19 protein-coding genes and 4 tRNA genes are annotated in these 17,278 nt (G+C 42.5%); 18 read left to right on the top strand and 5 right to left on the bottom strand.

Annotated features, from left to right (window positions below):
• Positions 1–26: 26 nt before the first annotated feature.
• Positions 27–1,079: a 23S rRNA pseudouridine(1911/1915/1917) synthase RluD gene (rluD, locus tag FTU35_RS00740; protein WP_004972212.1), complete on the bottom strand. Its 1,053-nt coding sequence runs from the start codon at positions 1,077–1,079 to the stop codon at positions 27–29.
• Between the two features lie 71 nt (positions 1,080–1,150).
• On the opposite strand from rluD, the gene FTU35_RS00735 reads away from it, so the two are divergent.
• Positions 1,151–2,131, top strand: a complete 981-nt coding sequence (locus tag FTU35_RS00735; RefSeq protein WP_154320974.1) for an outer membrane protein assembly factor BamD — start codon at positions 1,151–1,153, stop codon at positions 2,129–2,131.
• A 198-nt stretch (positions 2,132–2,329) separates the two neighbouring features.
• Complete coding sequence (locus FTU35_RS00730; RefSeq protein ID WP_131260678.1) at positions 2,330–4,285, top strand: DNA primase; 1,956 nt, start codon at positions 2,330–2,332, stop codon at positions 4,283–4,285.
• A gap of 63 nt (positions 4,286–4,348) precedes the next feature.
• Here the strand turns inward: FTU35_RS00730 and hemA are convergent, their stop codons facing one another.
• On the bottom strand, positions 4,349–5,623 hold the full coding sequence (hemA, locus tag FTU35_RS00725) for a glutamyl-tRNA reductase (RefSeq protein ID WP_131260679.1): 1,275 nt from the start codon (positions 5,621–5,623) through the stop codon (positions 4,349–4,351).
• A 78-nt stretch (positions 5,624–5,701) separates the two neighbouring features.
• Here hemA and FTU35_RS00720 point away from each other — a divergent pair, with 78 nt between their 5' ends.
• The 11 genes from FTU35_RS00720 (at position 5,702) to panD (ending at position 11,803) form a co-directional block, all read left to right on the top strand.
• Positions 5,702–7,414 carry a tetratricopeptide repeat protein gene (locus tag FTU35_RS00720; protein ID WP_180050609.1) on the top strand — a complete coding sequence of 571 codons (1,713 nt, stop codon included), beginning with the start codon at positions 5,702–5,704 and terminating at the stop codon, positions 7,412–7,414.
• Positions 7,415–7,422: 8 nt separating this feature from the next.
• Entirely contained in the window at positions 7,423–8,001 is a 579-nt protein-coding gene (gene lolB, locus FTU35_RS00715; RefSeq protein ID WP_154320977.1) for a lipoprotein insertase outer membrane protein LolB, read from the top strand.
• Between the two features lie 19 nt (positions 8,002–8,020).
• Complete coding sequence (gene ispE / locus FTU35_RS00710) at positions 8,021–8,851, top strand: 4-(cytidine 5'-diphospho)-2-C-methyl-D-erythritol kinase (protein ID WP_131260682.1); 831 nt, start codon at positions 8,021–8,023, stop codon at positions 8,849–8,851.
• Positions 8,850–8,924 (top strand) — tRNA-Gln (locus FTU35_RS00705). The genes ispE and FTU35_RS00705 overlap by 2 nt, the downstream gene beginning before the upstream one ends.
• Before the next feature lie 27 nt (positions 8,925–8,951).
• Positions 8,952–9,026: transfer RNA gene (locus FTU35_RS00700), tRNA-Gln, on the top strand.
• 19 nt (positions 9,027–9,045) lie between these two features.
• A tRNA-Gln gene (locus FTU35_RS00695) sits at positions 9,046–9,120 on the top strand.
• Positions 9,121–9,213: 93 nt separating this feature from the next.
• A tRNA-Gln gene (locus FTU35_RS00690) sits at positions 9,214–9,288 on the top strand.
• A gap of 36 nt (positions 9,289–9,324) precedes the next feature.
• Complete coding sequence (locus FTU35_RS00685; protein WP_004972226.1) at positions 9,325–10,278, top strand: ribose-phosphate pyrophosphokinase; 954 nt, start codon at positions 9,325–9,327, stop codon at positions 10,276–10,278.
• Between the two features lie 101 nt (positions 10,279–10,379).
• Entirely contained in the window at positions 10,380–10,676 is a 297-nt protein-coding gene (gene rplY, locus FTU35_RS00680; protein WP_004972228.1) for a 50S ribosomal protein L25, read from the top strand.
• Between the two features lie 18 nt (positions 10,677–10,694).
• Complete coding sequence (gene pth, locus FTU35_RS00675; protein ID WP_004972230.1) at positions 10,695–11,276, top strand: aminoacyl-tRNA hydrolase; 582 nt, start codon at positions 10,695–10,697, stop codon at positions 11,274–11,276.
• A 146-nt stretch (positions 11,277–11,422) separates the two neighbouring features.
• Positions 11,423–11,803 (top strand): aspartate 1-decarboxylase, encoded by a 381-nt coding sequence (gene panD, locus FTU35_RS00670; RefSeq protein ID WP_004972232.1) that lies wholly within the window; start codon positions 11,423–11,425, stop codon positions 11,801–11,803.
• A 95-nt stretch (positions 11,804–11,898) separates the two neighbouring features.
• On the opposite strand, the gene FTU35_RS00665 is transcribed toward panD, so the two are convergent.
• A complete protein-coding gene (locus FTU35_RS00665; protein WP_004972234.1) occupies positions 11,899–12,384 on the bottom strand; it encodes a DUF1289 domain-containing protein in 486 nt (161 codons plus the stop codon).
• Positions 12,385–12,601: 217 nt separating this feature from the next.
• Here FTU35_RS00665 and FTU35_RS00660 point away from each other — a divergent pair, with 217 nt between their 5' ends.
• The 5 genes from FTU35_RS00660 to FTU35_RS00640 all read left to right on the top strand — a co-directional run bounded on the left by FTU35_RS00660 (position 12,602) and on the right by FTU35_RS00640 (position 16,087).
• Positions 12,602–13,534, top strand: coding sequence for a rhodanese-related sulfurtransferase (locus FTU35_RS00660; protein ID WP_104853141.1), 933 nt, complete (start codon positions 12,602–12,604; stop codon positions 13,532–13,534).
• Between the two features lie 342 nt (positions 13,535–13,876).
• Positions 13,877–14,164, top strand: coding sequence for a hypothetical protein (locus FTU35_RS00655; RefSeq protein ID WP_180064425.1), 288 nt, complete (start codon positions 13,877–13,879; stop codon positions 14,162–14,164).
• A gap of 75 nt (positions 14,165–14,239) precedes the next feature.
• Positions 14,240–14,854, top strand: a complete 615-nt coding sequence (locus tag FTU35_RS00650; RefSeq protein ID WP_004972240.1) for a DedA family protein — start codon at positions 14,240–14,242, stop codon at positions 14,852–14,854.
• A 48-nt stretch (positions 14,855–14,902) separates the two neighbouring features.
• A complete protein-coding gene (locus FTU35_RS00645) occupies positions 14,903–15,319 on the top strand; it encodes an ABZJ_00895 family protein (RefSeq protein WP_004972241.1) in 417 nt (138 codons plus the stop codon).
• Positions 15,320–15,544: 225 nt separating this feature from the next.
• A complete protein-coding gene (locus FTU35_RS00640) occupies positions 15,545–16,087 on the top strand; it encodes a hypothetical protein (protein WP_096901027.1) in 543 nt (180 codons plus the stop codon).
• 105 nt (positions 16,088–16,192) lie between these two features.
• On the opposite strand, the gene FTU35_RS00635 is transcribed toward FTU35_RS00640, so the two are convergent.
• On the bottom strand, positions 16,193–16,717 hold the full coding sequence (locus tag FTU35_RS00635; RefSeq protein WP_004972244.1) for a YecA family protein: 525 nt from the start codon (positions 16,715–16,717) through the stop codon (positions 16,193–16,195).
• Positions 16,718–16,785: 68 nt separating this feature from the next.
• Positions 16,786–16,995 carry a PA3496 family putative envelope integrity protein gene (locus tag FTU35_RS00630; RefSeq protein WP_004972246.1) on the bottom strand — a complete coding sequence of 70 codons (210 nt, stop codon included), beginning with the start codon at positions 16,993–16,995 and terminating at the stop codon, positions 16,786–16,788.
• Between the last annotated feature and the right edge of the window lie 283 nt (positions 16,996–17,278).

Below are 17,278 nucleotides of genomic sequence, written 5' to 3'. Positions count from 1 at the left end.
TCTTGTTAATGCTGTCTATGCAACAATTAATAGGCAGCATTTTCACTGCGTAACACGTCTACCAATTGTTTAAAGTCTTCAGGCCACGGCGCTTCAAACATCATTTCTTCTTGAGTACGTGGATGCACCAAACCGAGTTTGACGGCATGTAAGGCCTGACGTTTAAAGTTACGCAAGGTATCGTTTAATAATGCCGATGCGCCTGCTGGCACACGTACACGTGGCGTATAAACAGGATCGCCAACCAAACCATAACCAATATAACTTAGATGCACACGAATTTGATGAGTACGTCCAGTTTCCAAACGCGCCTGAACACGAGTGAAATGCTGAAAGCGTTCTTTAACATTGTAATGTGTGACGGCGTCTTTGCCGCCCGGCAAAACAGCCATTTTCACTCGATCTACAGGATGGCGTTTAATCGGCTCATCGACAGTGCCTCCCGCAATCATGTTGCCGTACACCACCAAGTCGTATAAACGATAAACTGACTTTTTCGCCAGTTGCTTGGTCAAGGCAAACTGTGCTTCCAGATTTTTGGCAACCACCAGCAAACCCGAAGTATCTTTATCAATACGATGCACCAAACCTGCACGAGTTAACTCTGCCGATTTTGGATAATGATGCAGCAAGGCATTTACCAGAGTTCCAGAGCTATTTCCCGCCCCCGGATGCACCACCATGCCCACAGGTTTATTAATCACCATGATGTCATCATCTTCATAAATAATATCCAGTGGAATATCTTCAGGCAGGCTGCGGGTTTGCGCTTCAAGCTCGACTTCTAGGGTAAGAAGCTCATCACCTTCACACTTATATTTAGGTTTGACCGTGTTACCATTTACCAACAAATGACCGTCTTTGAGCCACTGTTTTAGCTTTTCACGTGAAAATTCACTCCAAATGATGGCTGCAACTTGGTCGATGCGTAGTCCTAAGTGGCTGTCATCCAATTGAAATTGCAACGATAAACGTGTTGCAGTTGAGTCTGAAGTATGGTTATCTGCATCCTCAGCATCTTCAAGTAAATTGAACTCAGTTTCAGGTAAATTGGAATGGGTAGATTGTGCTTGACTCATTTGCTCATTCAGACAAAAGTGGTTTAATAGCGCAATTGTAGCTCATTGCCCGTATTAACAGAGGAATTTTTATGTCGCTACCACGTTATAAAATAACAATGCTTGCTCTTTCACTCGGCGTTGCGTCTGCAATTGTGGGCTGTAGCAGCAATCCAAAAAAAGAAGTGGTCGATACTGGTCCGCAATCTAGCGAACAGGTTTATATTGAAAAAGCAGAAAAAGCACTGGATCGTGGTCAATACACCGATGCCGTTAAGCATCTTGAAGCTTTAGAAACCTATTATCCAACGGGTGATTATGCGCAGCAAGCGCAGCTTGAATTGTTGTATGCAAAATTCCAGCAAAAAGATTATGAAGGCGCAATTGCTGTTGCAGATCGTTTTATCCGCATGAACCCGCAGCATCCTAAAGCCGATTATGCCTACTATGTACGTGGTGTGGCGAATATGGAACAAAACTATGATGGTTTGTTGCGTTATACCTCGCTCAAGCAATCACACCGTGATGTTAGCTATTTAAAACTGGCCTATCAAAACTTTGTCGATTTTATCCGTCGCTATCCATCAAGCACTTATGCGGTAGATGCTGCACAGCGCATGCAGTTTATTGGTCAGGAACTGGCGGAAGCCGAAATGAATGCGGCACGTTATAACATTAAACGTAAAGCATGGGTGGCTGCAGTAGAGCGTTCATTGTGGGTAGTTGAGCATTATCCGCAAACTCCGCAAATTCCAGAAGCGTTGGCAACGGTGGCTTATGGTTATGGCAAACTGGGCGATCAAGCCACAGCTCAGCAATATATTGATGTGTTGAAACTGAACTATCCAAATTTGGTTAAAGCAGATGGTAGCGTGAATTTACGTGCTGCCCGTCATGACGCAAGCTGGATTAACCGTGCAACTTTGGGTATTTTCGGACGTGAAGCGCAAAGCAGCACTGAAACACAACAGTCAGATACTAAAGCACAAGCAGAGCCATCACGCAGCCTCACCAACCGTTTGAGTTTTGGCTTGCTCGATCGTCCAAAATCTCAAAACGACAGCACTGAATAAAACCATTCCGACTGATTTTTCAGTTTTGAAAAATGCAAAGGGCAAGTTATGATACTTGCCCTTTGTTCTTTTATGGGCTTGTTTCCTGTCCTAGAAAAAGATACAAAAGAGAATACTCATTGAGTCAATCAGCACAGTCTGATGTATTCAACCTGTTCGGCGAACCTTTCACTACCAAGAGATAACAGACAAAACCGTATGGCCATTCCACAGCACACGATTGATCAAATTTTAGATCGCACTGATATTGTCGATCTGATTAGTCAGCGCGTGAAATTAAAAAAAACTGGTCGTACCTATTCGGGCTGCTGCCCGTTCCATCAGGAAAAAACCCCGTCTTTTCACGTTTACCGTGACAAGCAGTATTATCATTGCTTTGGCTGTCAGGCAAATGGTAACGCCATCCGTTTTTTAATGGATATTGATAACCGCAATTTTGTAGATGTCATGAAAGACTTGGCCAGTCAAACAGGCATCGAACTCCCAAAAGATCAGCACGACAATAAAAAACTCTCTTATAAACGTGAAGCCAAAAAGCCAACACCGATAGCTCAACCCAAGCCAACAGCAAAAGACCAGAATGAAACTTCTGCAGCTCAAACCACATCAAGCGAACATACTTTTGAAGCTTCTGGCATCGACTTTGATCCTTTTGCCGAGTTTCAAAGTGCTGAATACGCAAACTCGGAATTTCAAAACAATGCCGACCCGTTTGCAGGTTTTGAGCAATGGGACACCATGCAGGACACACCTGCACAAGAAGGCAACTTATACGACTTGCTAGAAAATATAGCGCAATATTATGAGCAGCAATTGCCGCACAGCCCTGCCGCGCAACAGTATTTTCAAAAACGTGGTTTAACCGCACAAACCTTGCAGTTTTGGCGCTTGGGTTACGCACCCGAAGATTGGCAGCATTTAGAAAAAGCCTTTCCGCAAGACATTGCAGGTTTAAAACTGCTAGGCTTAATTCGTACCAGTGACAAGGGACGTGACTTCGATTTATTACGTGATCGGGTGATTTTTCCAATCCGTGACAGCAAAGGACGTGTGGTCGGCTTTGGTGGTCGCGCACTTAATGATGAAATCAAACCCAAATACATCAACTCGCCCGATTCGGAAGTGTTTCATAAAAACCAATTGCTCTATGGTTTATATGAAGGACGCAAACAAAAAGCCCAAGATTATTTAATGGTCGAAGGCTATATGGATGTGATTGCCTTGCAGCAATACGGCATTCATGGTGCTGTAGCGACACTCGGTACAGCCAGTAATACCGATCATTTAAACATTCTATTCCGCCAAAACAACCGCATTACCATCGCGTTTGATGGCGATGCCGCAGGTCAAAAAGCCGCACGTCGTACACTGGAAATTGCACTGCCTTTGCTCAATGATGGACGTGAACTGAAGTTCTTTGTTTTACCCAATGAGCACGACCCTGACTCACTTATTCGTCGTGAAGGCATCGAAAATTTCCGACGTTTATTAGATCAAGCACCTTTGCTATCAGATTTTGTCTTTGCGCATCTCACCCAAAACCATAATATCAGTACCCCTGAAGGCAAAAGTCAGGTCATGGGTGAACTGCGGCAGTTGACCGAACTTTTGCCCAAAACGGGTTCTTATCGCTATTTGCTGCAACAGTTTTTCCGCGAAAAATTAGGCTTTAACCGTAAATGGCAGGCACAGACCAATAACGATGCATCTTTGAGTTTTAGCACCAAAGTCGATGCCGAAGAATATGTGATTGCGATTCTTATCAATCATCCATATTTATATATTCACTTTGAACCGTTACGTGCGCTGATTCCAAATGATCACCTGCTGCATCAAATCTTAAATATTTTAAATACTATTTTTGATGATCTACCCGACGATCCTGAACAAGCCAAATATTATATTTTGGGTGCATGCTCAGCATATCACTATGAATTGCAGCGCATTTTGCAACAAGCCAATGTCAGTGATTACACAACTTCTCCTGAGCATGTTGATAAGTTGGCGCAGGATTTTTCAACCAAATTGCAATACGACTGTTTACAGCAAAAAATTCGCTCCAAAAAATTCAGCAGTATTGAAGAAATGAAGCGATTGAAACATCAAATTTATGAAATTGATAAAAAAAGATCGCTGACCTTGTTAGAGGAATAAGCGATCTGATTAGATTAAGTTTGTATCATCAAAAATCTTTTTTGTGAATCACGTTAATCTTGCTTATTTGCGACGATGTTTGGCAGTCGCTGCTAAATTTTCCTGCATAAACTCAAAACATTCAGGCTCATCACCTTTGGCTGCTTCACGCAATAAAATAGAAGTTGGATGCAGCAGTTTTTGGGTTAAACGATAGGAAAATTCCTGCAGAACCTGTGCAGCATCTTCACCTTTGGCAATACGCGCCATCGCCAAATTTAATTCTTCCTGACGCAAGCTTTCGCCATGTTCACGGTAAGCATGAATGGTCGCACCTGCTTGCTGAACTTTTTGATGGGTCACCAACTCAGTCACAAGCTGATTGACCATTAGCTCTGCTTCCACAGCCGCCTGACGACGCTGCGCCAAGTTTTCATCAATCACGCTTTGCAGGTCATCGACCCCGTACAAATACACGCCATCCAAGTTTTCAATTTTAGGATCAATATCACGTGGTACGGCCAAATCGACCAACAACATTTGCTGATAGCGACGTTTCTTTAACGCTGCTTTTACTTCAGGATAAGCAATCACCTGATGCAAACTACCCGTACAGCTTGAAATTACATCAGCGCGGTGTAAATTGGCCGCTAACTGATCAAATTCAATAATTTCAACTTCAACCCGATGCGCAATTTCTTGTGCCAAAGCTTCGGCACGAGCGCGGGTACGGTTACAAATTAAAATTTTAGCGACGCCCATCTCGGCCAAATGCTTCGCCACAAGGCTATTCATTTCGCCTGCAGCCACCACCATCACTGTTAGTTTTTCAGGATGGCTAAATACTTGTAACGCCAGTTGCGCTACCGCATAACCCATAGACACGGCATGGCTGCCTACGGCAGTTTCTGAACGTACCCGTTTGGCAGCATAAAACGCATATTCAAAAATTCGGTTGAGTTGTTGCGAAACCGTATGTGAGTCTTTGGCTAAAGACAGCGCAGTTTTGACCTGACCTAAAATTTGCGGCTCACCCAACATGAGTGAATCTAGCCCACTGGCTACGCGCATTAAATGCGACACCGCCTGTGCATTTTCATAACGATAAACATGACGACTCAATTGCTTCGCATCAATACCATTGACGTGTGCAAGCCAATCCAACACCTGTTCTGGATGTTCAGACATGGCGTAGACTTCGGTACGGTTGCAGGTAGACACCACCACCAAATCATTCAGTTCGGGATGTTGGCTTTGCTCAGCAAGTAAGGCACTTAACTTTTCTGGGTTAAATGCAATTTGCTCGCGCAACTCTACAGAGGCGGTTTGATGGTTGACACCCAATGCAAAGAAAGACATATCAGATCATCATTTCGCTAAATTTATGCTATTGTGCAATAACGGTGTCATAAAAAGCATTACTTGGATCAAGAAAAATTGCGTCAAACAAATAGCCGACCATACGGCGCGACAATTAAGCAATATTCTACCACATTCTTACTGGTCGGTAGCATGGCTTCAGTTGCTCATCTTAGAGCATCTGAAGAAATTTATCATGCAAATTCAAATTATAATGCGGTAAAACAAACCATGGTGGCAGAATTTGCCTTGGCTTATGGCGATATTCCAACTGCATTACACAACTACACGGTCTTGGCAATTAAGAACAATTCGACTTCCATTAAACAACGCGCCCTGAATATTGCCATTGAACAAAATGACCTACGTGCCGCATTAGATATTGCAACACATTGGGTGGTACAAGAACCATCCGATGTCCCTGCACTGTTTTATTTGGCGCACATTGCACTCAAAGCGCATGAATATGACTTGGCTGCAGAAACCTTAGATAAAATTCTAAATATTGATGCCACGGCTGACTTAGAACAAATTTTGGCGGGAATTTCCCCTGAATCTGTAGAAGACCGTGAATTTCTGATTCAAGCCCTGCGCACCAGCAAAGCCAAAGACAATCCATCTATTTTGGTATTGATTGCAGGTTTAAAAGCGCAAAATGGACAATATCAAGCCGCGCTCGACACCATTAACAGAGCGTTGCGCAAACGCCCGAAAGTCACTGGCTATATTTTAATGAAAGCCAATTTGTTGAGCGTACTTGGCAATGAAGAAGAAACGGCAGCTTGGTATGCAAAATCCAGCCGTAAACACAAAAATAATTTTGAAGTCCGTTTAGCCGAAGCCAAATATTTGGTCAAAAAAAATGAAGCAACTTTGGCGCTAACAAAGCTAGAAGCTATTTTAAAAAAATGGCCTACGGAAGATGAAGCCTTATTTATTGCAGGTTTGACCAGTATTGACTTGAAACAATACGAAAAAGCCGAAAAATATTTAGTAGAGTTGCGCTATTCAGCCCAATATCAAAACGAAGCCTATTTCTATTTGGCAGTCAATGCCGAGCGTAAACAGCACTTTGAAACAGCCAAAGCCTATTATCGTTTGGTCGATGGTAGCCTTTATACGGTTTCACGTCGCAACATGATCAGTATTTTTGCCCAGCAAGATAAACTGAACGATGCCCTGCGCTTTTTAACGCAGGAACGGGTCAACTATCCGCAGCACGCCAGTTTTTTATATCAGGCACAGGCCGATATTTTAAAACGCATGGACAATAAAAAAGCAGTACTGCGTTTGTTAGATGAAGCCATCAAAAACCTGCCCGATGATCCTGACCTGATCTATTCAGAAGTCTTACTATTGGATGCACATCAGGAAAAAGACAAACTGGATCAACTGCTCACCAAGTTACTGGAAATTGAGCCGAACAGCCCAACCTATTTAAATGCCTACGCCTATACTCTTGCACTGCAAAATCGTCGTTTGGATGAAGCGCGTCGCTATGTAGAGCAAGCACTTGAGTTTGCACCTGAACAAGCCTCTATTTTAGATACTTTAGGTTATGTCAGCTATTTGCAAAATGACTACACTGCTTCGGCACAGGCTTTGGAAAAAGCCTACGCGCTGAGTCATAGTGCCGCGATTGGCTCACGTTATGCAAAATCGTTGTATATGCAAGGAGATATTCAAAAATTCAGCCAAGTGTTACAACAATTACAACAAAATCATCCGAATGATCCGCAATTGCAACAATTAAATTCGCTATTGTTAGCGCAGCCCGTTAAAAAGAGTTAAGTGATTTTATGCGTTTATTCTCAAAATTAGGTCTTACCCTGTTTGTCAGTACCAGTCTGTTCATCACAGGTTGTCAGCCTTTTGTGCAATCTCCTGCCCATGTTTCACAGCAAGTTGAAGCCGAAAATCAGTTTAACCTACAAGGCAAAATTGGTGTGCGCACTCCGCAGCAATCTGGCAGTGCCTTTTTTACTTGGGTACAGCAGCAACAGCAGTTTGATATTGAACTGAGCGGCATTTTGGGCGTTGGTAAAACGCAAATTAGCGGACAACCAGGACAAGTCACCCTCAACAGTGCCAAAACAGGGATAATTTATGCCGAAAGTCCTGAAGAACTGTTAGAACAAGCCACAGGTTGGCAAGCGCCCATCACCCACTTGGTCGATTGGGTACAAGCCCGACCTGCAACGGTCAATGCCCAAATTCAAAAAGACCCCCAACAGCGCCCGACTCAATTTATTGAAGATGGTTGGACGGTCGATTTGAGCTATAACGACAGTGCCAGTTTGCCAAACCGTCTGATTTTGAAACAAGCACTTGAATCAGGGCAAGAAAACCGTATTACAATGCTCATCCAAAATCGTTAATCACTTGCCAAGTTTCGCCATGATTCGTGTACCCTCACCTGCCAAATTAAATCTGTTTTTGCACATTACTGGGCGTCGTGACAACGGCTACCATGAATTGCAGACTATTTTTCAACTGATTGATTTATACGACTGGCTAGAATTTGAAGTCAATGATACTCAAAGCATTCAAATTCAGGGTTTAAACAGTGTCAATTTAGAGCAAAACCTGATTTACAAAGCCACGCAAATTTTAAAACCCTACGCGAAACAAGCCACAGGTTTAAATATTAAAATTGAGAAGCACATCCCTATGGGTGCAGGGCTTGGCGGAGGTTCATCCAATGCCGCAACCACCTTAATTGTAGTCAATCAACTTTGGCAATGTGGCTTGGATACTCAAAAACTAGCTGAACTTGGTTTACAGCTCGGAGCAGATGTACCGATCTTTGTGCATGGTCGTAATGCATGGGCAGAAGGCATTGGTGAACAGTTAACATTCATAGACTTAGCCCCAAAACAATATATTGTGTTAAAACCTGACTGTTTTATCAGCACTCAACTACTTTTTTCACAAAAAACATTGACAAGAAACACGAAGCCCACTAAATTCTGCGGCTATCAGATAAAGCCATCTGACTTTGGAAATAATTTTGAGCCTGTGGCACGAAATTTATACCCCGAAGTTGATGAAGCAATGCGTTATTTAGACCAATTTGGTCAAGCAAAGCTTACAGGTACAGGTGCTTGTGTCTTTACTGAAGTGACTGCAGAAATGAATGTAGACGACATTTTGGCACACTCACCATGTACTGCGTACGTTGTGAACAGCTTAGATGAATCTCCATTACGACATTTCACAGTACAATAGGGGTATCGCCAAGTGGTAAGGCACCGGTTTTTGATATCGGCATCCGTTGGTTCGAATCCAGCTACCCCTGCCATCTCTTTCACCTGTAGATTACTGTATTAGGGGTATCGCCAAGTGGTAAGGCACCGGTTTTTGATATCGGCATCCGTTGGTTCGAATCCAGCTACCCCTGCCATCTTACAGTGATCAAATCTAGGGGTATCGCCAAGTGGTAAGGCACCGGTTTTTGATATCGGCATCCGTTGGTTCGAATCCAGCTACCCCTGCCATTTTCTCGCATTAGACAGAACCCCCAATATTACCGCTATCCTGTTAATTTACCTTGACAGAACGCAGTAAAAATATTAAAGTTCTGCCGCATTAGGGGTATCGCCAAGTGGTAAGGCACCGGTTTTTGATATCGGCATCCGTTGGTTCGAATCCAGCTACCCCTGCCATCTATTCTTACATACACCAACCGCCAAGGGTGCTTCATGCCCAATCTTGTCGTTTTTAGTGGAACCGCGCATCCACAATTCGCTCAAAAAGTCGTAAGCCACTTGCACATTCCTTTAGGTGCTGCATCAGTTTCTACCTTCTCTGATGGTGAGATTGCTGTAGAGATTACCGAGAATGTCCGTGGTAAAGACGTATTTATCGTACAACCTACTTGTGCGCCAACCAATGACAACCTCATGGAAATCTTGGTGATGGCTGACGCGTTGCGTCGTGCAAGTGCAGGTCGTATTACTGCCGTTATTCCTTACTTCGGTTATGCCCGCCAAGACCGTCGTCCTCGTTCTACACGTGTTCCAATTACCGCTAAAGTGGTTGCAGATATGCTCACCACTGTAGGGATTGACCGTGTAGTGATGATTGACTTGCACGCAGACCAAATTCAAGGTTTCTTCGACATCCCTGTAGACAACATTTATGGTACGCCTGCGCTATTGGCTGACCTGCGTCAACAGTCACACGACAATCTCATGGTAGTTTCACCAGACGTTGGTGGTGTGGTTCGTGCGCGCGCTGTTGCAAAACAAATGGGTGATATCGATCTTGCAATTATCGATAAACGTCGTCAAAAAGCGAATGAATCACAAGTGATGCATTTGATTGGTGATGTAAAAGATCGTGACTGTGTCATTGTAGATGACATGGTGGATACTGCAGGTACATTATGCAAAGCTGCCGATGCACTTAAAACTTTTGGTGCTCGCCGCGTTGTTGCTTATGCTACCCACCCTGTACTTTCAGGCAAAGCGATTGAAAACCTGAAAAATTCTGTGATTGATGAACTGGTTGTTACAGACACCATTCCTCTTTCAGAAGAAGCTCAAGCACTTGGTAAAATTCGCCAAGTATCTGTAGCAAGTATGGTTGCAGAAACAATTCGCCGTATTAACAACGAAGAATCTATTAGCGCAATGTTCGATTCTTATCTATAATAGAGCGCTAAATTTTCAAAGCCCTGCCACTTGGCAGGGTTTTCTATCACTAGATTGGTCGCAGATCTAGTTTATTTAAACTCAAAATAAGGATGTCTATCATGGCAAACTTCGTATTAAACGCTCAAGCGCGTGAAGCAGCTAACCAAGGGAAAGGTGCGAGCCGCCGCCTTCGTCACGCTGCATTAGTTCCAGCTATCATTTATGGTGGCGACGCTGAGCCTGTAACAATCACTTTAGAACTTCGTGAGCTTGTAAAAGCTTTAGAAAGCAATGCTTTCTTTGAAGAAGTTGTAGAAATCAAAGTAGGCGACAAAGTTGAAAACGTGAAAATCCAAGCGTTACAACGTCACCCTGCTAAAAACACACCTATGCACGCTGACTTCAAACGCGCATAAGTGTTCATGGTATAATTAGTGGCTAATATTTCACTGATTGTTGGTTTGGGCAACCCTGGTAAAGAGTATGCCCAAACCCGCCATAATGCAGGCTTCTGGTTTGTAGAACGCCTTGCAGATCAATATGGCATTACATTAAAAGCCGATCCTAAATTTCACGGGATCAGCGGACGTGGTAATATCGAAGGTCAAGACGTTCGTCTGTTATTACCCACAACCTTTATGAATCGTTCTGGTCAAAGTGTTGTTCCCTTCGCCAAATTCTATCAAATTGCACCTGAAGCAATGCTGATTGCTCATGATGAACTGGATATGAACCCAGGGATCATTCGCCTAAAAACGGGTGGTGGTCATGGTGGACATAATGGTTTACGTGACATCGTGCCGCACACAGGTCCAAACTTCCATCGTTTACGCATTGGTATTGGGCATCCGGGTTCAAAAGAACGCGTGTCTGGTCATGTACTGAGCAAAGCACCAAGTAGCGAGCAAACTTTAATGGATGATGCACTTGCACATGCATTAGGTCGTATCAAGTTACTGGTCAATGGCGAAGTACAACAAGCCATGAATCAAATCAATGCCTATAAACCGAACTGATGAATCCACAATTGTTGAACAATCACACTTGCCATGTCGCAATTTTCAGAGCAAAATGCGCTTTCTGCTCGGAACTGACATCCAGCAAGCAGTGTTTGAATTCAACCATAAGATAAAATCTTAGGTCCACTAAGGAGACGCTCACCATGCTATCTCGTTTATTAAAATGCAAAATCCACCGTGCTTTTGTAACTCATGCAGAACTTCACTACGAAGGTTCATGTGCAATTGACGGAACACTCATGGATTTGGCTGGCATTCGTGAATATGAAGAAATCCACGTATGGAACGTGACCAATGGTAAGCGCTTCACAACTTATGCAATTCGTGGTGAAGACAACTCAGGCATCATTTCAGTCAATGGTGGTGCTGCACACCAAGCCGATGTAGGCGATATTATTATTATTGCAACCTTTGGTGACTTCACTGAAGCAGAAGCCAATGCGCACGAACCACGTTTGGTCTATGCAAACCCAGACAATACCGTAAGCCACACTGCAAACTGTATTCCTGTACAAGTGGCTTAAGCCATTCCTGTATAAAATAAAAAACTCGCAAATTTTGCGAGTTTTTTTATGGCTCAATAAAAGTCTTTCTAGTCTTTAATCGCAAGAATTACAAATTAGTCATCGTGCAAGCTATGCAATAAGCTATGGCTAATACCATCAGCCCTTAAAAATGCAAAATCATAACTTGCGGTTGCAAGCGCCAACACGCGACGCTCAAATTCCTGCCACAAAGGTCGCACTTCTTTGTAGTGAATGCCCAAGCCACTTTCATCGGTGAAATGTCGATTTTTTTCACAAATTTTCAGTGCATGATACAACTTACGCCCTTTTGAAGCATCATCACGTAAACGCACCCGCTTAGAGCGGATAAACCCTTCGACATGACGCAGGTCAGCAAAAGGCAACATAGGCACTAAAATCTGATCGAGCTGTGCATCTAAACGACGCCAAACGGCAGTGTGTTGTTCAGACGTATAACTGTTCCATTGAATCACTTCATGGTTAAAGCGACGGCAACCTCGACAGACAGCATCACCAAACACCGTAGAACAACGACCTGCACACGGGGTTAAAGTGGCAATTTGACGATCCTTACTCAACACAACACTCCAATATTTAACAACACCTGTTGGCGCATCAACATGAACACAACATTCTTCTTTGAAACGAGTGGCATCATACCCCGTTCTGCTACATTTTTAAAATGTTGTGTCGTGCTTTAAAACCATGTACCGCACTCGGTTTTCTCGCATATTCACACAAAGCAGGTTAGAATATGCGCCTTAAATTTTTGTCTTTCATCTATTGGAGTACTCCATGAACGCTACTGTAGAACAGCTTGCACCTGTAGAACAGCCAGCGACCACGACTTGGGTTGTTGCCGCACTTTATCAATTCAAAGAAGTTGCAGATCCTGCCGATCTTCAACAACGCTTATTAGATTTGGTAAATTCAATCAACCTTTGCGGTACTCTTATTGTGGCAGGTGAAGGCATTAATGGAACTGTAGCGGGTGATCGTGCCGCGATTGATCAAGTTCACCAATTTCTGTTGAATGAAGGCTTTACTACAATGGAATACAAAGAGTCGCACAGCTCTGAAAAGCCATTCCGTAAAATGAAAATCAAGCTGAAAAAAGAAATTGTGACTTTGGGTGTAGAAGTAAAACCACGTGATTTAGTCGGTCACTACCTAGACCCGAAAGAATGGAATGAACTGATTGCCCGTGACGATGTCATTCTGATTGATACCCGTAATGACTATGAATACAAAGCAGGAACGTTTAAGGGCGCAATTGACCCGAAAACTGAAACGTTCCGTGAATTTCCAGAATATGTGAAACAAAACCTAGAACAGCATAAAGATAAAAAAATTGCGATGTTCTGCACAGGCGGGATTCGTTGTGAGAAATCGACCTCTTTATTGTTGCAAGAAGGTTTTACCGAGGTTTACCACTTAAAAGGTGGCGTACTTAAATACTTAGAAGAAACACCAGCAGATGAAAGCTTATGGGAAGGTGAATGTTTCGTATTTGATGGCCGTACTGCGGTGACACATGGTATGCAAGAAGGTCAAAACACCAAATGTCATGCTTGCGGTTGGCCATTACTGCCTGAAGAAGTTGAATTACCAAGCTATGAACACGGTGTATCTTGTGTGTACTGTATTGATAAAACCAGTGAGAAACAAAAAGAAGGTTTCCGTATGCGCCAATCACAAATTGCCGCAGCTAAACGTAAACGTCTGTAATCCGTACAGGCTCATACACATCAACAAGGTCTAACAAAAGCCATGTTGATGTTGTATCGACCACTCTAATCATATTGAAAAAGTCCTCATCCAGTATGGGGATTTTTTATGTCTACATATATGCTTCACGCAAGATTACATAGAACATAAAAATACAACGCTTGTTTACCAAGCATTGCGCAATATCCCCAGATTGGGTGATAGCATTCAATCAAAATAAGCCACAAAATCTGTGGCTATATTGGTGCAGATGTTTAGCACAAACTCAACATCTCCCATAACCCAAAATTCAAGGATCGTTATGTATTCCTAAATTTATATGCCGCAATCAGGAGTGACGCTATGCCTAAAACAACAATTTCAAATTCAATTCACACACTACGTTTTACGCCTGTAAAATCTGTGACTGCTGCGCATAGCACAACAATGCAAGATGGTTTGGAACATGAATCTCATACTTTTATTGTGGCTTTAGGTGCAATTTTAGGCGGTATTATTGCAGCATTTGTGGGCTACCATCTGCAAGCGCATTTCTTGAATTACGCCCTGCTCTGTGCCATTCCTATACTTGTGGCATATAGCTTAAGACGTGTATATATCTATACCCTGACCCATGCAGAGCTTGATTAAGTCTAGATTGCGCAAGACTTTACTGTTCGTCCAGTACTGCTTAGGATAGAAGCACTTTTCTAAAGCACAACTGGCATGAACTTAACTGAATGGATTATTTCCATTATGGAACAACTGGGCTACCTTGGTATTGCCCTGTTAATGTTTCTGGATAATGTTTTTCCACCCGTTCCTTCTGAAATTATTATGCCCTCTGCAGGCTATTCTGCATCGCAAGGGCAATTACTGCTATTGGGTGTCATCATTGCAGGCTGTATCGGCTCGTTGTTCGCAGCGGCAGTGTTATATTGGGTAGGTTATCGCTGCAAACATGAAAGTATTTACCACTGGGTCAATCGCTACGGTAAATATCTATGGATTAAAGAACAAGACGTCCGAAACTCCCTGCATTGGTTTGAACAATATGGACATCGGATTGTATTTTTTGGGCGCATGATTCCCGCTATTCGTTCTCTCATCAGTATTCCTGCAGGCATGAGCCACATGCCATTTTGGAAATTTATGTTTTATAGTGGTTTAGGCACAATTATTTGGACCACTTTTTTAGCTTGCGTGGGTTATTATTTTGGTGAAAACCAACAATTGATGCAGCAAATTTTCAGTCAGGTCAGCCATGTCATTATAGGCTTGGTGCTCTTAGTCATCGCAATTATTTTATACCGTAGGCATCGCCGTAAAATGCGTGACTAATGCTTGTGTTGCTGCGCAATTGAATCAATTTTTTGGGGAAAATCAGACATGAAACCATATTTATTATTTTTTGCTGCGGTTTACAGTATTACGCTGGTCTTACTCATTACCGTATTGATTTTTGGTCTGAACTTAGGTGGCTTGACCTTGCTCCCTGCATTAATTGCCGCAGCATTCATTAGCGCAGGACATTTTGTCAAAAAAGAACAACGCTTACCGAGCAGTGATGAAAAAATTCAACTGGTTTGGGGCTCAAGTGCGGTGGCAATTATTATTGGTAGCTTCTTTGTGTTTTTCTTGGTGCTGATGAATCCGAATGCAGAAGCCATTTTAAAAGCTGCAGATAAAGCAGGACTAGCACTGGCTGCGGTGGTGATGCTGTGTTTGATTGCGATTCATGGTGCAGTTTTTCATGTTGCCTATGGTTGGTATGCGAACCGTTATTATCAAAAAAAGTACTTATAAGCTTACCTAAAGTACGTATTTCACACTGAACCGCAACATCAAACACTTAAAATCAACATCAGGCTGATATATCACACATAAATTTACGTCTGACATGCGCTGTAACTGAAATGCATTCTGAATAGGCTATAAGCCTACATTGTAGCAGCGTAGATTAAGCCTATTCATAGCGATTTATGAATATAGGAACGCTATAACGCATACAAAGATAAAAAGGTGATTCGAATGTCAGATTTTGAACGCAATGAAAAAATTGACCGTGATGTGGTTAAGAACTTACCAAAAGAAGAACGTGATCGCTTAAATGCCGATCCAATTACAGGAGAACCTGGTGCACACCCTGTCGGTACTGGTTTAGGTGCTGTTGGCGGTGCGGCTACTGGTGCAACAGTAGGTGCGCTGGGTGGTCCAGTAGGTGCTGTGGTCGGTGGTGCTGTAGGCGCTGTAGTGGGTGGTTTGGCAGGTAAAGGTGCAGCAGAAGTTGTGAACCCTACCGAAGAAGAAGCTTACTGGCGTACCAATAGCTTAAATACAACCTACTTTACAGAAACACGCAACCATTATCATGATTTAGATTATGATCGTGACTATCAAAATGCCTATCGCATTGGTTATGAAAACCGCCCACATTATGATACGCACACACGTTTCGAAGATGTTGAGCCCGATCTAAGAAGCAAATGGGAGCAAATTAAAGGCAGTTCACGCTTAACGTGGGAACAAGCTAAATTTGCTGTCAAAGATGCTTGGGATCGTGCGACACGCTAATTGGTAACATGATCATTGAAGCGCCATAATAAAAAACGCACTGCGATTTGCGCAGTGCGTTTTTTTTATGAGGATTACATATTACACAATATGTAAACCAAGCCATTAATCAGGCGTGTGGTACATCAAATATAATTCATTCAGGTTTTCAGGAATTTCTTCTGCAATTTCGTCCATTAACTGACCATTGCGACGGAAAGATTCCATTTGTGGATCTTCTTCATCAATGCCGCTAAACACCATCATTGGCAAAGTTAAATCAACCAATTGCTCTTCAAATTCAGGCGTAAACCATGCTTCTTCGTTTAAGAACATCGCATCGACAAAGCCAACGCTCCAATCACCCAAACTTGAATCAACTTCTGCTTCTTCAATTTCAAATGGAAACTCAATGCCTTCTTCATTGGCTAAACTTTGGCGAATGCTTTCTAACCAAGCCTGAATTTGCGCAATAATTTCAGCAGGCACTTTCTTTTGGTTGCCTTCAAACAATTCATTTAACCATGGGTCAAATTGAGGTCCAACTGCAATGGCACACAAGAAACCATGCGTTGCAGCGAAGTCTAGACCATACTCGTTTTGGTCACCATCTAGATATTCACTTAACAGGTCTAAATCTAAAGCAGTCATTTCAAATCCATCGGTGTCAATTTAGGGGTGTAGCATAGCATTTTCAATGCCAGATACAGTACCTGATTTTAGTCATCTTCATCGTCAAAATCGTCGTCATCGTCAAAATCATAATCAAAATCTTTGAGCTCACGTTCCAAACGACGTTGTGCGAGTAAATCATCAATCAAACGGCGCTTTTCTAAAGATTCTTTCGCGCTTATTTTGTTTGATGCCTCATCGAAATTAACATCATCATCACCGTAGTTATCATCTAGTTCAAAATCTGTAGAAGACACTAAAACTACCTCAGAATGAAAAAATGTGAAGGGTCTAGCCGCTATTTATCTGCCTTTATAAATATTGTCAAGTTTTATTTATTTTTTTCAAAAAACTGCAACATAGACAGCTTGCAACATTGCGGCAAATTTGTGTATTTATGAACAAGTTAGTATCATTATTTGAGATTCGCCCCAATCATAAAAATATTTTGCGGGCAAAAAGGAAATTGACTTGAAAAACAGTAATGAAGCCCCATATTCCTATCACATTCTTCATTCAAACATCATTTTAAAATCATGC

The sequence above is a fragment of the Acinetobacter sp. YH12095 genome (assembly GCF_013419245.1).
Lineage (GTDB): Bacteria > Pseudomonadota > Gammaproteobacteria > Pseudomonadales > Moraxellaceae > Acinetobacter > Acinetobacter towneri.
Note: the sequence above shows the minus strand (reverse complement) of the source record. Positions and strands in the feature narration are given on the sequence as shown.

Coding starts and splice junctions, on each gene's coding strand:
- FTU35_RS00655 (WP_180064425.1), top strand. CDS start 13,877: ATGCCTAAAACAACAATTTCAAATTCAATTCACACACTACGTTTTACG.
- ispE (WP_131260682.1), top strand. CDS start 8,021: ATGATTCGTGTACCCTCACCTGCCAAATTAAATCTGTTTTTGCACATT.
- FTU35_RS00640 (WP_096901027.1), top strand. CDS start 15,545: ATGTCAGATTTTGAACGCAATGAAAAAATTGACCGTGATGTGGTTAAG.
- panD (WP_004972232.1), top strand. CDS start 11,423: ATGCTATCTCGTTTATTAAAATGCAAAATCCACCGTGCTTTTGTAACT.
- FTU35_RS00635 (WP_004972244.1), bottom strand. CDS start 16,717: ATGACTGCTTTAGATTTAGACCTGTTAAGTGAATATCTAGATGGTGAC.
- FTU35_RS00685 (WP_004972226.1), top strand. CDS start 9,325: ATGCCCAATCTTGTCGTTTTTAGTGGAACCGCGCATCCACAATTCGCT.
- FTU35_RS00660 (WP_104853141.1), top strand. CDS start 12,602: ATGAACGCTACTGTAGAACAGCTTGCACCTGTAGAACAGCCAGCGACC.
- FTU35_RS00730 (WP_131260678.1), top strand. CDS start 2,330: ATGGCCATTCCACAGCACACGATTGATCAAATTTTAGATCGCACTGAT.
- FTU35_RS00645 (WP_004972241.1), top strand. CDS start 14,903: ATGAAACCATATTTATTATTTTTTGCTGCGGTTTACAGTATTACGCTG.
- rplY (WP_004972228.1), top strand. CDS start 10,380: ATGGCAAACTTCGTATTAAACGCTCAAGCGCGTGAAGCAGCTAACCAA.
- FTU35_RS00735 (WP_154320974.1), top strand. CDS start 1,151: ATGTCGCTACCACGTTATAAAATAACAATGCTTGCTCTTTCACTCGGC.
- FTU35_RS00650 (WP_004972240.1), top strand. CDS start 14,240: ATGAACTTAACTGAATGGATTATTTCCATTATGGAACAACTGGGCTAC.
- lolB (WP_154320977.1), top strand. CDS start 7,423: ATGCGTTTATTCTCAAAATTAGGTCTTACCCTGTTTGTCAGTACCAGT.
- rluD (WP_004972212.1), bottom strand. CDS start 1,079: ATGAGTCAAGCACAATCTACCCATTCCAATTTACCTGAAACTGAGTTC.
- hemA (WP_131260679.1), bottom strand. CDS start 5,623: ATGTCTTTCTTTGCATTGGGTGTCAACCATCAAACCGCCTCTGTAGAG.